Source organism: Streptomyces sp. NPDC054847, from assembly GCF_053610925.1.
This window is the reverse complement of the sequence record NZ_JBSGZJ010000035.1, coordinates 1-15,251: the sequence shown is the minus strand read 5'-3', so window position 1 is coordinate 15,251 and position 15,251 is coordinate 1. Positions and strand designations below refer to the sequence as shown.

Below are 15,251 nucleotides of genomic sequence, written 5' to 3'. Positions count from 1 at the left end.
AGGGAAGCCGCAGTGGTCACCGCGGCGTTCGGCGCAGCCGGTACAGGATCTCGCCCGCCTGCGGTACGACCAGGGTGTCCGGCTGTGCGGCGAACGCGTCGATGTTCACCTCGGAGGGGTCGAGGTGATTGAGGTTCGCCCCTCGGACGATGTCCTCGGGGATGCCGGTGGCGAGCGTGACCGTCACCCTGAACCGCTCGCCGTGTTCGGGGTCGTAGGTACCGGCACCGCGCAGATGGGTGGAGTGAGCGAGGACCCCCCAGTGCAGGTTCTCGAACCTCTCCCACTGCTGTGTGAAGTAGTCCCGGCAGTGGTAGCCGATCTCCGCGATCTCAGGGTGCATGGCCGACAGCTCCCGGACGTGCGGCGCGTAGAGGATGACCTCGCCGCCGTCGGCGACGACCGGCTCCAGCTTGTAGAAACCCTTGGCCGCGGTCCAGATGTCTTCGTACTTCTCCGGTATGACCGACAGAACCCGCGCGACCGGCGCGTCGAGATGGCGGACATGGGCCTCGGCCGAGACGTCGGCCGCAAGTGCCCATGCTTCCTCCGGGCTGCCGAACGACACCGAGTGCAGCGAGCCGGAGCCTGACCGGGCGACCACGCACAGGGCAAGGCGCCGGCTCGGGACGAGGGCAGAGGCCTCGTCGATGAGCGCGCGCACCGGTGTGATCCCCCGGGTTCCGATGATCTCGGCGCTGGTGATCAGCGCGCCCAGCCAGTGCGAGAGATCGATGATCTCGGCGCCCGCGACGCCGGGGAAGAAGTACTTGTTGCCGCCGGAGAAGCCGACGACCTCGTGCGGGAACACCGGACCGACCACAAGCGCCACATCGTGGTCCACGACCGCCCGGTTGAGCCTGACTTCCACCTCGCGGCGCAGCAGACCGCTGGAGATCTCGGCCACTCGGTCGGCGGAGATCGTGCCGAGTGAGGCGAACGTCGACGGCTCCCACCACTCGTGGTTGAGCACCGTCATGCCTGGATAGCGTGTCTCGAGTCCGCCGACCGGGTAGCCCAGGTGGGCGGCCAGTTCGGGCTCGCCCATCGCGGCATGGGTGCCCAGTGCGATCAGTACGGTCAGCCGGCTCACCCGTCCGGCCAGGGCACCGTGCACCGCGGACAGCAGCAGCGGCAGGGGACAACTGCGCGTACCGTCCGGCACCACCAGGCACACGCTCCGGCCGTCCAGGTCGACCTCCGCGAGCCGGCGCCTGATGAACTCCGTCACCTGCTCCTCGCCGAGGACCGTCCCGGGCCCGCCGAGCCTGGCCGTCCGCGTCGCCGTATCGCCGGTGCTCCGCGTGGCAGTGCCGCGTGTGCTCTCCGTCATGAGTGCACGATGCCCAGCCTGTCGCCCTCGCCGCAAGGGCGCGAACGCAATTTGTGTGCAACCGGTTGCCAGCATCGTCGCAGGTGCGGACAATCCCTCATGTGCCGAGTTCACTTGCTGCTTCCCATCCCCGGCCATCCGCAGATCCGTGGCCGAACACTCGCCGGACGAGGAAGAGTTGTCCGGGACGGTGGTCGAGCGTATGACCGCGAACCCGCTGAAAGCTGCGACCGCGATCCCCGGACCGCCGTCCTCGCCCGGCATCCCGGCGCTGTCCCGCGTGGGCGGCAGGGCCGGGCCGGCCGCACCGGTGCGCATGCTCCACCTCGGCCTGGGCAACTTCTTCCGGGCCCACCAGGCCTGGTACACCGACCGGGCGCCTGACGCCGGGCAGTGGGGCATCGCCGCCTTCACCGGTCGCCGACCGGGTCTCGCCGGCGCGCTGTCCGCCCAGGGCGGCCTCTACACGCTGATCACCCGCGACAGCGACGGAGACCGGTTCGACACCCTCTCCAGCCTCTCCGCCACCCACACGGGCAGCGATCACGAGGCGTGGACCGGCCACTGGCGCCGCCCTGAGCTCGCGGTCGTCACGCTGACCGTCACTGAGGCCGGGTACTGCCGTCGTCCCGGCGGCGGCCTGGACACCGGAACAGACGCCGTCGCCGCGGACATCGCCGCCCTGCGGGCCGATCCCGCGGCCCCGGCCGTCACCGCCGCCGGCAAGTTGTTGGCGGGGCTGGCCGCCCGGGACCAGGGCGGATCAGGCCGTGTCGCCATCGTCTCCTGCGACAACCTGCCCGCCAACGGCGCGGTGCTGGAGAACACCGTCCGCGAACTGGCCGCGCACACCGGCCGCCCCGAACTCACCGCGGCAATCGACCGGTGCGCCACGTTCGCCACCTCCGTGGTCGACCGGATCACCCCGCGCACGATCGACGAGGACCTGATCACCGTCGCGTCGGCGACCGGCCTCGCCGACGCGGCTCCGGTTGTCACCGAGCCCTTCGCCGAATGGGTCATCAGCGGGGACTTTCCCGCAGAACGGCCCCGTTGGGAGGAGGCCGGGGCCCGGTTCGTGGCTGATGCGACACCCTACGAGCAGCGCAAGCTGTGGCTGCTGAACGGCGCGCACTCGCTCCTCGCCTACGCCGGCGGCGTCCGTGGCCACACGACCGTCGCCGACGCCGTTGCCGACCCGGTCTGCAGAGGCTGGCTCGAGGAGTGGTGGGCCGAGGCCTCCCGGCATCTGACCCTGCCGGACGACGAGTTGGCCGCATACCGCGCGGCATTGCTGCACCGCTTCGCCAACCCCCGGATCCGGCACGCGCTGGCGCAGATCGCCGCCGACGGATCCCAGAAGCTCGTGGTACGCATCCTCCCGGTGCTGCGCCGCGCACGCGCGGCCGGCTCGGTGCCGCAAGGTGCCGTGCGGGTGCCGGCCGCCTGGATCTGCCATCTGCGAGGCCGAGGAGTGCCGGTCACGGACGCCGACGCCGCGCGGATCGTCCCCCTCGCGCAGGGCCCCCTCCGAGAGGCCGTGCGGGAGGTTCTGGCCTTCCTGGGATCCGACCTGGCCTCTGACGGGGCGCTCGTGGACGCCGTGCTGGCCCACGCGGAGGCCCTGGCAGCGGAATGACGGCGGGACGCGCACCTGCCGGCACGGGAACCCCGGCGCCCTGCCGGCCCGGTGTGCGGCCGGTGCCCTACCGGTCAGCCGCCGACGATGGGAACACGTCACGGGTCGGGACGAGAGCTCCGTCTCGTGCTGAGTTGCCGGGCGTCGGTTCAGCGCCGGAAGTTCCTGGGTTCACGCGGCGGTTGACGTCCGGTGGGCGAGCTCAGCATCTCTGCAACGCGTACGCCTCCCAGGCAGACGGCCATGCCCACATCTGTGCGCACGACCGGGATGCCGGCACGGGTCGCCGAGGGCGGAGTAGGCGGCGCCGCGGCAAAGGACTCGAACGGGCTCGCGCTCGGCATCGGTCTCAGTTGGCGCGACAGCAGGCGTGACTTACGTGGTCATTCGTCGCCGTCGCCGATGCTGACGCATGCCACGGCGCCGTCGCCTCCCGGTCCTCTGGGAGGCGGCGGCGCCGCGCGACACCAGGCTCCAGGGTCGAGGCCCTGGAGGGGCCGATCTGGCCAAAGTGGGTCAAGGCGACGAGCGTGGCGGCACCCCGCGCGAGCGGAGCGCCGCCTGGCGGCCGTGAATCTGCTACGCGGTCCTGGGCAGCGGGAACAGCGCGAGATCGGTCCCTCGCATGCCCCAGGTCGCCTTGCCGTTGGGGGTGAAGTTGAACATCGGATTGTTGTACCACCCGCGTGGAACATTGTCGTGGAGCACGGCTGGCGGCCCGTCCGCGCGGGTGGGCAACTCGCAGATGTCGTTGGTCCAGTGCACCCACGAGAAGACCCGGTCGTCGACGCCGTTGAACTGGCCGTACCCGCCGAGGTCCCCCTCCATCACGATCGTGCGGGTGGTCAGGTCGTAGGCGAACCAGGAGCCGCGCGGGCGGCGGGCCATCGCGTACAGCAGGTTGCCGGTCACATAAAGGCTCTCGTAGGAGGCCCAGTCCGGCTTGGGCTCCTCGCGCCACAGCAGTTCGCGGGTGACGACGTCGACCGCGGCCAACTGGGCCGTCGGGCGGAGCGGACCGCTGGTGACCTCGCCGTACGTGTCGCCGGCGATGTACGCGGTGGTGCCCGACACCGCGACGTCCATGACGCTCTGCTCGGGCAGGTACTCCCGGTGCACGTCGAAGCGGTGCGTCGCCAGGTCGACGAAGGTAAGAGCGCCGGTGTGCTTGGTGGTCGCCGGACCGGACGCCACCAGCAACTGGTTGCGCGCGACGTCGGCGTGGATCCGACGGGCGCGCAGCTGCTCGTGGCCCAGCGTCCCGAGGACGGTGATGCCGTGCCCGACGGGGTCGACCGCCACGATCTGCGTGCTCGGGTACAGGCCCGCGTACACCGTGCCCCGGGCGCCCTCGGCCAGCGACTTGGGCTCGCCGTTGATGTCGAAGCGGACATTGGTGCCGCGATCCGGCTGATGGACCGTCATCGCGTAATGGCCCGCGACCCACACCGTGCCCCGGCTGTGCAGCAGCATCGCCTGGACGACCTCGGGATAGCCGAACCCGCGGGTCGCGGTCTGCCACACACTGGCGGTGCCGCCGGGGGCCGTCCGCCAGATGTGCCCGAGCCCGCTGACACCGATCAGGCTGCCGTCCTGCTGCGGCGCGAGCAGCTGGTTCTCGACGCCTTCGAGCGGCTGGCCGACCTTCTCCAGGCCGGTGGCGGTGACCTCGTACACGTTGGAGGTGAGCCGCGCCAGCGCGTAGACCTTCCCGTCGCCGCCGACCCCGACCTGGTCGATGTAGCGGTCCTCCGCCGGGATCTCCCGCGAGACCCGCTCGGACCCGTCGGTGCGGAACGAGATGAGCTGACGGCCGCTGGCGACGTACACCACCTTGTCCCGGACAGCCAGGTCGAGGATGCCGACCGGTGAATCGCTCAGGTGCGCGGTGAGGTCGGTCGGCGCGCCCCCGTCCTTCGGCCAGAACAGCAGGGCTCCCGGTGCCGCCGAACCGGCGTAGACGTGACTGTCGTCAACAGTGATCGCGGTTGCGTACTTCGAGGCGGAAAGCCGGCCGTAGGTCTCGATCACGGCATCGGAGAGCCGGATGCGCCTGACCGTGCAGTCGGGGTACGTGCCGATGTAGAGGTGATCGCCCTCGACCACCATCTCGTAGAACCAGGTGGTGCTCGTGCCCGGTTCGGCCCAGGCCAGCAGCTCCTTGGTGCGTGGGTCGAAGCGCCACACATGTGCGCTGCCGGCCGGACCGATGTACACGTAACGGCCGTCGGCCGCCAGCTTGTTGCCGCCCGAGCTCGGGATGTCGAGATCGTCGACGGACCGCACCTCACCGGTGTTCGCGTCGAACTCGGCCAGTCGCATCTTCAGTTCGGAGGTGTTGAAGCGCGACGAGATGAACACGCTGTCACCGATCACCGCGGCGCCGCGCACCGCGGAAGTCAGCGATGCCGGGCCGAAGCCGATCGGGGCAAGGGTCTTGTCGCGGGCGAGTGCCGGTGCGGCGCGCCATGCGTCGGTACCGACCGCCAGCGCCGCTCCGGCCAGTGCGCTTCTCGCCAGAAGTGATCGGCGGCTGAGGGGCATTGCGGTCTCCATCCGTCCAAGGGGTTGTCGGACAAGGCAGTTGGGGGCAGATGGGGTCGGGCGTCGAACGGCGCCGGAGCACCGGGCGGCGCCCGGCCGGTCCGCCCGCGCGGCGCGGGCGGCTGCGGTCAGGGCTTGTACACGTACAGGTTGGTGCTGTCGCCGAAGAAGATCTCGCCGGTCGGTGCGAGTGCGGACACCTTGGCGTTGGTGGCGAGGACGGTGACCGCGAGCGTCGCCGGATCCATGCGGAACAGCTTGCCGCCGGCGTTCCCGTAGATCCTGCCGTCGTCGTGCCGGTGCAGCTTGCCCAGCCGTCCCCAGGCGTTGGTGTCCCGCAGACCGACGTCGACCGCACGGACGACGGCGCGGGTCGTGAGGTCGAACTCGAACACCACCCCCGTGCTGCTCATGCCCCAGAGCCGGTCCCGGTCGACGAGCAGCGAGTGGACGATCTCGTCCCCGGGCACCGGCACGGTCTCGAAGACCTTCTTCCCGGTGCGGGTGTCCCAGATGAACAGCACGGCCTCCGTGGCCTTCGGCGTCGTGCTGAGCCCGCCGTGCACGGACGTCCCGCCGAATATCAGCGGCCCCCGCGTCGCCAGGGCGGTGACGCTCTGGTCCTGGACGACGTTGCGGTGCACCTCGACGTTCCCGTCGAGGTCGGCCAGGATCAGGGCGCCGCCGAGCGTGCCGTAGTTGGGCACGCTCCCGAAGGCCAGCTTGCCCTGCACGCTCACCACGTCGAACATCCGGTCCTGCTCGTACTCGCTGAACCGGCCGATGCTGAACAGATGTGCGGGCCGGGTGCCCCAGTCCCACGGGTCGGTCTCTCCCGTGTAGGCAACGGCGTTGGGGTAGCTCGTGACCACGATCCTGCCCTGGTGGGTCACGATGTGGTCGGCCTGCTCCGGCCCGGTGAGCTCCTCGATCTCGTACGTGGAGGTCGACACCCGTGCCATCACACCGGAGCTGAGGTAGGCGCCGGTGTACACCTTGCCGTCCGGCCCGACGCCGATGCTGTGGAGGGTCGCGGGGGACCCCAGTGGTACGCCGCGCACGGTGATGCCCGTACGGGTGTCCAGGTCGTAGCGCCAGATCACCCCGGTGTTGGCCACGCCCACCACTTCGCGGCGTGGTGTGTCACCGGTCGCCGTCTCGATCACGTCCACCGAGCGCGTGCCGGGCACCCGGTCGCCGATGGGGCTGCCGGCCATACCGGTCGGGGACGAGCTGCGGGTGGCGGTGTCGTACGCGTACAGCTCGCCGTCGCTGACGTAGTAGAAACGTCCGGTGGAGTCCACCGTGCTGACGACCCCACTTGCGTCCACCGTCTGGTGCAGGGTGCCTGATTGCAGCCACCGACGTCCGGAGATGTCCCACACGAGGGTGTTGACACCGCCGAGCGGCGGGTTGAGCGCCACCAGGGCGATGTCACCACGGGTGCGCACACCGTAGATGTAGGTCGCTCCGGAGGCGAACTCGCCGGGCAGCGGTATCTCGATCTTCGCGCCCGTGGCCGGGTCCAGTTCGATCAGATGCGCCGTACCGATGCCGGTGCCCACCCACAGCTTGCCGCCGACGAGGTCGAAGCCCCACGCGTAGGCGCCGTCCGTCACCACGGAGCCGTAGTCACGGACGGCCTTGGTCGACGGGTCGTAGGAGAACACCTTCGCGTGGGGATAGGTGCATCCGTACAGGACACCGGTGTCCGGGTCGACGACGAGGGTTCGCAGCATGGTCTCGCCGACGACGCCCGTGGCGACGGTCTCCATGGTGCGCGAGGCCGGCAGGTACCGCAGCAGCCGCCCGCTGGAGGGGGCACGGACGCTGAAGTACACCGTCCCGTCGGGGTGCTGGACCATGGAGGACCCCACGGTGTCCGGCCCGCAAGGGAATCCGTCGATCCGCTCGCCGGTGTCGAGCCGGAGCACGTTGAAACTGACCGGGTTGCCGTCACTGAAGGCGAAGAGCACCGGCGTCCCGTCGGGCATCCGTCCCGTTCTGGCGCTCCTGACGTTGACGGTGCGCATGGCCACGCCCAGGTCGACGATCTCACCAGTTGCGGTGGCGGAGGCGGCGCCGGTGCCTGTGGCGGCCCCGGCAGGATGTGCTCCCGGGCCCAGGACCCCGAACGCGGCTGCCAGGGAACCGGCGCCGAAGCCGCCCAGCAGCCTGCGCCGGGAAAGGGGAGTCGAACCACTGTGCTCTTTCACTGGTACCTGCCTCCATCGGGACTGGGACGACGTGCGGATCTCCGAAGACTGCGATCTGTGAAAACTGCGATCTGGGAGGACGTGCGGATCCGGGAAGACGTGATCCCGGCCGGGCTGTTCCCGAGCAGGGCCGGGCGGGACCGCGGCCGGCTCCGCCACTCGTACCGGCCGCTCAGCTCGGTCGGACCGGGACCCCGGTGTCGGCCGACCGGTACGCCGCCTCGATGAAAGCGACCGCCGCCCGTGCCTGCGCCGAGGTGACCAGCGGAGCGACGCCGCTTTGCACCGCGGTGACGAAGTCGGTGAGCTGGGCCAGCGGCTGGTCGACCGGGGGCCCGTCGAAGACCGGTGACGGGCCGCCCAGGGAGTTGAAGTGGGCGAGCCGCTCGTCCTCGATCACCACCGAGCCGCCGTCTCCGAGCACCGCGTACCGGACCGGGAGGCCGTCGTAGGCGGCTGTCGTGGCCAGGAAGGTCAGCAGTGTTCCGCTGCGCAGCCGGGCGGTGATCGTTATGGTGTCCTCGACCTCGATGCGTTCGTGTGCGAGCAGTCCGGTGTGGGCGTAGACCTCCTCCGCCTCGCCGAGCAACCACAGGGCCAGGTCCACCAGGTGGACTCCCTGGTTCATCAGGGCGCCGCCGCCGTCCAGCGCCCAGGTGCCGCGCCAGTCACCGGAGTCGTAGTACTCCTGTGTGCGCCACAGGGCCACCTCGATCGTCGCGGACGTGATCCGCCCCAGGAGCCCGTCGCGTATCGCCCGGAAGACGAACTGGTTCTCGGCGGCGAACCGCCGCTGGCTTGCCACACTGAGGACCTTGCCCGAGCGCTTCTCGGCATCGATGATCCTTTCCGCGGCTTCGACGGTGATCTCGATGGGCTTCTCCAGCAGCACGTGCTTGCCGGCCTCCAGCGCGGCGACGGCCACCTGCGCGTGCAGGCCGCTGGGAACGGCGACGATCACCGCGTCGACGTCGCGCCGGGCGAGGACCCCGTCCACCGAGTCCGCGGCGACGCCGCACCGGACGGCCACGTCCAGAGCGGCCTCGGCGTTCGCGTCCGCCACGGCGACCAGGGTGGCGTCGGCCGCGCCGGTCAGCAGGCGCTGCACGTGGGCCCTGCCGATGACGCCGACACCGATGACGGCGATGCGGAGCGGATGTGCGGACAGGGACATGGTCAGTCCTTTCCGTAGGGCGCGCCGGCGTTCAGGGCGTCGGTGACGGACTCCAGTACCGAGATCGGGGAGAGCACGACGGCACGGTCCTTCTGCGGCTCGTCGCGGTCGCAGGCGTCGATGAAACGGGCGAGCGGCGGTGCGGTGTAGTCACGAGGGAGCGTGAGCTCGGCGGCCCGGACACCGCTGGTGCCCGTCAGCGTGGCGTGGAAGGACGTCTGTTCCTCGTCGGTGGGTGTGACGAAGGTGAACGTGAGGGACACGTCCCCGATGCGGGTCAGCGCGACGACCGTGTCCCCGTGCCGGCTCGCGGTGGTGGTCAGCGAGCCCGGTTCGACGACCGGGTCCCCGAGCAACTGCAGTGCCGCCTCGACCTGGTGGATGCCGTAGAAGAACAGGCCCCCGTATTCGCTGTCCGGGTCCGCGGGGCCGGTCATGGCGAGCTGGCGCAGCGCGCCGCACTGCCCCGCCTGGTCGGTGAGGTACGAGATCCCGGACACGAACCGCAGCGCGGAGCCGGACACCAGCGTGGCGCCGGAGCGCTCCGCGGCGGCGATGAGCGCTTGCGCATCGGCGACCGATCCCGCGAACGGCTTGTCCACGAACACCGGCAAGCCGGCCGCCAGCAGCGGCTCTGCCTGCTCACGGTGGGCCCTGCCGTCGCGGCTGCTGACGATCACGGCGTCGACGTGCCCGATCAGATCGGTGGGGTTCTCGACCACAAGGCCGATGCTTCCGGTCCGGCACAGCGCCTCGTTACGTTCGGTCCAACCGCCGACGAGTGCGACGGCGCGGTTCCCCGGGTGCCGTTCCTCGAGATTGAGGAATCGGACGAACTGGTCGACGTGCGAGTTCTCCGTGCCGATGATGCCGATGCGCCTCATGGACATGAAGCGGCCCTCCGGAGGGTCGGGGACAGGTTGTCGTGGGTCTGATGCGGGGCAGGCGGCGGGCGGTCGTTCTCAGGACAGCCAGCGGTCGAGGCGCTCGGCCACGAACGTGTCGTCTCGCAGCTGCGGATACGCCTGCCAGATCCGGTCGATCTCGTCGAACTGCCCCGGGGACAGGACCTCCTCCTCGTCGAGGCACCACAGCCCCTCGAGCAGCCCCTGACGCCGCAGCACTTCGTGGATGCCGGGTACGCATCCGCGGAAGCCACCGGAGACGTCGAAGATCGCCCCGTTGGCGTCCGTGAGCGCGGAGTCGACGGCCAGCACGTCACGCATCGCCGTGTGGTCCCCGGCCTTGGCCCGGCGGGCGGCCTCCAGCAGCCGGACCGCCGAGTGCGTCCACACCGACCACTGGCCGAGCAGTCCGCCGACGAACTCCAGGGCCGCGCCGTCCACGGGGTGGGTGGACAGCAGGTCGCCGACGATGTGGTCGTCGTTGCCCGTGTAGAGGGCGACGTCCGCGCGGCGATCGGAGGCGGCGACGCCGAGGACGGCATCGAGCGAGGCGTAGCGGTCGAACGGCGCGACCTTGATGCCGAGCAGGGAGGGCAGGTCGGCCAGGCGCGTGAAGAACCGGCGCGAGAGGGGACGGCCCCCCACCGCCCGTTGGAGGTAGAACCCGATCACCGGCAGGACTTCGCCCACGGCGGCCGCGCGGTCGACCAACTCGTCCTCGCTGAGCCCGCCCGCCCCGTACGGGGCCAGCAGCACGGCGTGGTAACCGAGATCGGCGGCCAGCTCGGCCTCCTTCACCGCCTGCGCGGTGTCGCCGCACGCACCGGCCACGAGGACGGTCCCCGCGTCACCGAACTCGGTGGCGGTTGTGGCGGCCAGCTCCAGGACCGGGCGCAGCAGGCCCCTCCGGGGCTCGTGGATCGCGAACTGGGTGGTGTGGACCGCGACGGCGATCCCGCCCGCGCCCGCTTCGAGGTAGTACCGGGTCAGTGCCCGCTGGCGGCGCTCGTCCAGTGACAGACGGGAGTCCAGCGCCAACGGGTGGGCGGGGATGGCCGTTCCGGCGAGGAACCTCTTCAGCGGGTCGGTGCTCTGCCGGCCTGGGGCGCTCTGCCGGGGTGCCGCGGCCATCAGAACTTTCCGTCCCTGCTCTGGAAGTGGGTCGGCTTGTCCAAGAGCGGCCCCCCGGACCGGATCCACTCGGCCGTCGAGACGATCAACTCGTCGAGGCTGACCTGCGGGTAGCCGAACAGCCCGTGGCAGCGGGACGCGTCGGACAGCAGGGCCCTCCCGGCCTCGGTCGAACTGAACGTGGCGTCGACGCCCAGGAGTTCCGCCAGCCGCGTCGCCGCCTTGCGGATGGAAAGCGTCTCCGGGCCCGTGACGTTCACGACGAAGGGGGGCACGTCCGCGTGGAGCAGGGCGCGCAGTGTCACCTCGTTGGCATAGCCCTGCCAGACGACGTTGGCGAAGCCGGTGGTCAGGTCGACGGGTTCTTTCGCGGCGACCTTCCTGGCCAGGTCGACGAGGACCCCGTAGCGCATCTCCACGGCGTAGTTGAGGCGGATCAGCGCTGTCGGGGTGCCGTCCCGGTGGGCGAAGTGGGCCAGCACCCGCTCCCGGCCGAGACACGACATCGCGTACTCGCCCACGGGTCCGACCGGGTCCTGCTCGGTGCAGCCGCCGGAGCCGACCGGCGCCAGTGGGTAGACGTTACCGGTGGAGAGCGCGGAGATCCTCGCGCCGGTGTAGCGCTCCGCGACACGGCCAGGCAGGTAGGCGTTGGTGGCCCAGGTGGCGTGCTCGTTGCCGTCGGTGCCGAACTTGGCGCCGACGAGGTACACCACATTGGCCGCGTCCGGCAGGGCGGACAGGGCGTCCGGGTCCGTGATGTCGGCGTGCACCACCTCTGCGCCCGCCTCGCGGAGGGCTTCGGCGGACCCCGGCCTGCCGAACCGGGAGACGGCGACGACCCGGGCACCTGTGCCCGCCTCCGCGACGCCTCTGACCGCCAGGCGCACGAGGCTGGGGCCGAGCTTCCCGGCCGCGCCGAGGACGACGATGTCACCGTCGATGCGGCCCAGGTCCTTGACGAGTGCCTCGCTGGGGCGGGAGAGGCGTTCCTCCAGGGCGGCTGGATCTTGCACGAGTGCTCCTGTTCGTGGTTCCTGAGTCGGTTTCAGGGGATGGTGAGCCGTCCGGTGCGGCTCGTGGGGTCCCAAGCGCCGAACGCGTCCAGCAGGGTGCGGGCCATGGCCCGGTGGCCGTGCGGCCCCGGGTGGCAGCCCATGGCGTACCAGTGCTCCGGAGCGGGGGCCCCGGGATCGGTCCAGACGGCGTAGTGGTCGACCAGGGCCGCCCCGGCGTCCGCGGCGACCGCTCGGATCTTCTCGGCGTAGCGCGGCAGATGGTCCACAACGTGCCGGGGAGCCGTGGGAAGGGTGTCGTTGGGTGTCTGGACGACGACGGTGGCCCCGCTGCCGTCACGCAGTCGGCGGACCACGCGACGGTACGTTGCGGAGAAACCGGCCAGCCCCTCCGTCCCGTGCCGGGTGTCGTTGAGCCCGATCCCCAGGACGACCAGGTCGGGGGAGAACCGCAGGGCGATCCGGTCCAGATGCCGGTCGAGTTCGCGCACGGTCCAGCCGCTGACCGCGGTGTTGATGAAGACGTCGGCCGTACGCGCGAGTTCACGCATGCGCTCGGCGAACAACTCCGGGTATGAGCGGGCACCGTAGGTGTGCCAGGTGCCGGCGGTGACGCTGTCACCGATGAAGGCCCATGTCAGCGGTCGATCACAGTCCTTCACGCTGCCGAGCGGGGTCTGTCGATCCATCGTTTCTCCGAACGGGGAGGCGATGACGCCGAGTTTCCCGTGCAACCGATTGCAGGTCAAGGGTCGGGACCGTACTGTGAACGTCGCTGGGGGAGACACGGGCGGGCGGCCGGCCGATCCGCCGCGGCCCCTCGCGTTCCGACGGTCGAGAGGACACGCCACCATGAACCGGCCGCACGTCTGTGTCGCAGTGGCCCGCGAGGAGTTCGATCTGCTCTTCTCCCCGGCGACGCAGCAGAACCTGCACGATCTCGCGGACGTCGCGTTCGGCACGGGCCCGCGCGGTGCCACCCCCCCGCCCGGGGCGGCCGAATCCTACGACGCCCTCGTGACCTCCTGGAGCACCGTGCCGTTCCGGGCGGAGGAGCTGCGCGGCGGCCGGCTGGGTCTGGCCGCGCACTCCGCCGGCTCCGTCCGTCGCCTCTACCCCCGCGAACTCCTCGAAGACGGGCCGCGCCTGACGCAGGGCGGCGCGGCGGCGATGGCCCCCGCCGTGGCGGAGATGGCGCTCACCCTCACGCTCGCGCTGCTGCGCAACCTGCACCACCATGACCGCGGTCTGTGGACGGGCAGGGACTGGGCGAAAGCGCGCCGTCCCGAACTGGGGCAGGCCCTGTCGGAGCGCCGGGTCGGACTGGTGGGCCTCAGTCGCACGGGCCACTGCTACGCCCGCATGGTCAAGGCCCTTGGGACATCGGTCGTGCGGGCCTACGACCCATACGCGGACCCGGCGGCGGCAGCGGCCCTGGGGATCGAGACGGTAGGTCTCGACGAGCTCTTCGGCAGCTGCGACGTGATCGCCGTCCACGCCCCGGCCACGCCGGAGACCCGTCACCTGGTGGGGCGCCGTCAGCTCGCCATGCTGCCGGACGGCGCCGTGCTGGTGAACACGGCTCGATCCTGGGTGGTCGACCAGGCGGCTCTGTTGTCCGAGGTCGTCTCCGGGCGCCTTCGGGCGGGCCTGGACGTGTTCGACAGCGAACCCCTCCCGTCGTCCAGCCCCTTCCTCGGCCTGCCCGGCGTCATCGTCACACCGCACGTGGCCGGCGGCACGTTCGAGGCCCGGAGGGCGCAAGGGCGGACCGTGGTCGAGGAACTGGCGCGGTTCTTCGCCGGACAGCCCCTTGCGCACGAGGTACTGCTGGAAACCTACGACCTTCTCGCGTGACAACCACCCGAAAATCAATGCAAGTTGCACCCTTGACGGGCAAGGGAGGCGGAACTACGGTCCGTGCAACCGATTGCATTTCAAGAGGCAGAGCAGTGCCGACCTTCCGGAGGGACCACCTCATGAGCGGCAGACTGAAGGCACGGACCGCGGCCATGGTGCTGGCAACCGCGATGCTGAGCGCCGCGTGCGGCGGCACGGACGACGCGGCGATGCCCGCTGATCCCAAGGCGGTCGAGGGCTCGATCACCTTCTGGACCTACCCCATCGGTGTCAGCGGTGAGGACGACTACTGGGACCCGGTCGTCAAGGAGTTCAAGAAGAAGTACCCCAACGCCGATGTCGAGGTCGTCGTCCAGCCGTTCGAGAAGCGTGAGGAGACCCTGGTCACCGCCATCGCGGGCGGTCAGGGCCCGGACGTCGTGTACTTCAACCCCGACTTCATCCCGAAGTTCGCCGTCGAGGGAACGCTCGAGCCGGTCGGCGACGTGATCGAGGACGACCGGGGCGACTTCAAGGAGTCCGCCCTCGAGTCCATGACATGGGACGGTCAGCTCTACGGGGTGCCCTTGCTGATGCAGACACTCACCGCTGTCTGCAACACCAAGGTCCTGGCCGATTCGGGCGTCGACGAGTGCCCTCGGACGTGGGACGAACTGGAGGCCATGGCCCCCAAGGTCAAGAAGGCGGGGTATGTCCCCACCGACTACGTGGCCGCCCTCACCCTGACGTTGAACCACTCGTACTACCCGTACCTGTGGCAGGCCGGCGGTGAGGTCCTCAACGAGGACGGCACCAAGGCCGCGTTCAACAGCCCCGAGGGGCTGGCGGCGCTGCAGTTCATCAAGAAGATGGTGGACGAGGGCTGGACCTCCCGGCAGAGCCTCACGAACCACGAGCCCGTCGAGCAGAGCGACATGGGACGGGGGAAGACGGCCTTCGTTCCGGCCTCGAGCGTTTCCGCCCTGCGTCAGGTGCTGCCCGCGTCGACGAGTGAGCACCTCCGGACGAGCCCCCCGCTGACCGGCAAGGTCCAGGTCGCCGCGGGTTCGGTCGGCGGCCTGTCCGTCCTTGCTGCAAGCGAGGCCAAGCCGGCCGCCAAGGCCTGGGTGGACTTCCTCACCGGCCCGCAGCAGATGAAGAAGTTCAACAAGGAGAACGGCTACTACGCGCCGCGGGACTCGGGCGCGGGGATCTTCGCGGACGACCCGGAAGTCGCCGAGGGCGAAAAGTACCTGGACGTGGTCCGGACCGGTGTGATGCACCCGAAGGCCCGTGAGCTCATGGACCTGATCAAGCCGCACCTCCAAGCGGCGCTGCTGGGCAAGGTCGAGCCCGAGGCCGCACTCGCGGCGGCAGAGAAGGAAGTCAACGCCCTGCTCGCGCGAGGCTGACCGGTTCACAGGAGGCGGGTGCGTGGCCGGCCTAGCCGGCCA

General features: G+C 70.4%; 11 protein-coding genes. 3 read left to right on the top strand and 8 right to left on the bottom strand.

Features of this window, described 5'->3' with window-relative positions; translation table 11 throughout:
- Positions 1-16: 16 nt before the first annotated feature.
- Positions 17-1,333 carry a lactate racemase domain-containing protein gene (locus tag ACWGH4_RS06865; RefSeq protein WP_453456597.1) on the bottom strand — a complete coding sequence of 439 codons (1,317 nt, stop codon included), beginning with the start codon at positions 1,331-1,333 and terminating at the stop codon, positions 17-19.
- A 148-nt stretch (positions 1,334-1,481) separates the two neighbouring features.
- Here ACWGH4_RS06865 and ACWGH4_RS06860 point away from each other — a divergent pair, with 148 nt between their 5' ends.
- Positions 1,482-2,972: a mannitol dehydrogenase family protein gene (locus tag ACWGH4_RS06860; RefSeq protein WP_453456594.1), complete on the top strand. Its 1,491-nt coding sequence runs from the start codon at positions 1,482-1,484 to the stop codon at positions 2,970-2,972.
- A 579-nt stretch (positions 2,973-3,551) separates the two neighbouring features.
- On the opposite strand, the gene ACWGH4_RS06855 is transcribed toward ACWGH4_RS06860, so the two are convergent.
- The 7 genes from ACWGH4_RS06855 to ACWGH4_RS06825 all read right to left on the bottom strand — a co-directional run bounded on the left by ACWGH4_RS06855 (position 3,552) and on the right by ACWGH4_RS06825 (position 12,647).
- A complete protein-coding gene (locus ACWGH4_RS06855; RefSeq protein ID WP_453456592.1) occupies positions 3,552-5,516 on the bottom strand; it encodes a hypothetical protein in 1,965 nt (654 codons plus the stop codon).
- A 128-nt stretch (positions 5,517-5,644) separates the two neighbouring features.
- On the bottom strand, positions 5,645-7,732 hold the full coding sequence (locus tag ACWGH4_RS06850) for a hypothetical protein (protein ID WP_453456589.1): 2,088 nt from the start codon (positions 7,730-7,732) through the stop codon (positions 5,645-5,647).
- 172 nt (positions 7,733-7,904) lie between these two features.
- Entirely contained in the window at positions 7,905-8,906 is a 1,002-nt protein-coding gene (locus ACWGH4_RS06845) for a Gfo/Idh/MocA family protein (protein ID WP_453456586.1), read from the bottom strand.
- 2 nt (positions 8,907-8,908) lie between these two features.
- Complete coding sequence (locus ACWGH4_RS06840) at positions 8,909-9,796, bottom strand: Gfo/Idh/MocA family protein (RefSeq protein WP_453456583.1); 888 nt, start codon at positions 9,794-9,796, stop codon at positions 8,909-8,911.
- A gap of 72 nt (positions 9,797-9,868) precedes the next feature.
- The gene (locus ACWGH4_RS06835; protein ID WP_453456580.1) at positions 9,869-10,942 is read right to left on the bottom strand and encodes a dihydrodipicolinate synthase family protein; all 1,074 of its coding nucleotides are present in this window, start codon (positions 10,940-10,942) and stop codon (positions 9,869-9,871) included.
- Positions 10,942-11,958 carry an NAD-dependent epimerase/dehydratase family protein gene (locus tag ACWGH4_RS06830; RefSeq protein WP_453456576.1) on the bottom strand — a complete coding sequence of 339 codons (1,017 nt, stop codon included), beginning with the start codon at positions 11,956-11,958 and terminating at the stop codon, positions 10,942-10,944. Before ACWGH4_RS06830 ends, ACWGH4_RS06835 begins: the two co-directional genes overlap by 1 nt.
- 32 nt (positions 11,959-11,990) lie before the next feature.
- Positions 11,991-12,647 (bottom strand): SGNH/GDSL hydrolase family protein, encoded by a 657-nt coding sequence (locus ACWGH4_RS06825; RefSeq protein WP_453456573.1) that lies wholly within the window; start codon positions 12,645-12,647, stop codon positions 11,991-11,993.
- Positions 12,648-12,810: 163 nt separating this feature from the next.
- Between ACWGH4_RS06825 and ACWGH4_RS06820 the strand changes: the two genes are divergently transcribed.
- Both ACWGH4_RS06820 and ACWGH4_RS06815 read left to right on the top strand, forming a co-directional pair.
- Entirely contained in the window at positions 12,811-13,815 is a 1,005-nt protein-coding gene (locus ACWGH4_RS06820) for an NAD(P)-dependent oxidoreductase (RefSeq protein ID WP_453456570.1), read from the top strand.
- A 122-nt stretch (positions 13,816-13,937) separates the two neighbouring features.
- Positions 13,938-15,209 (top strand): ABC transporter substrate-binding protein, encoded by a 1,272-nt coding sequence (locus ACWGH4_RS06815; protein WP_453456567.1) that lies wholly within the window; start codon positions 13,938-13,940, stop codon positions 15,207-15,209.
- The last annotated feature ends 42 nt before the right edge of the window (positions 15,210-15,251 follow it).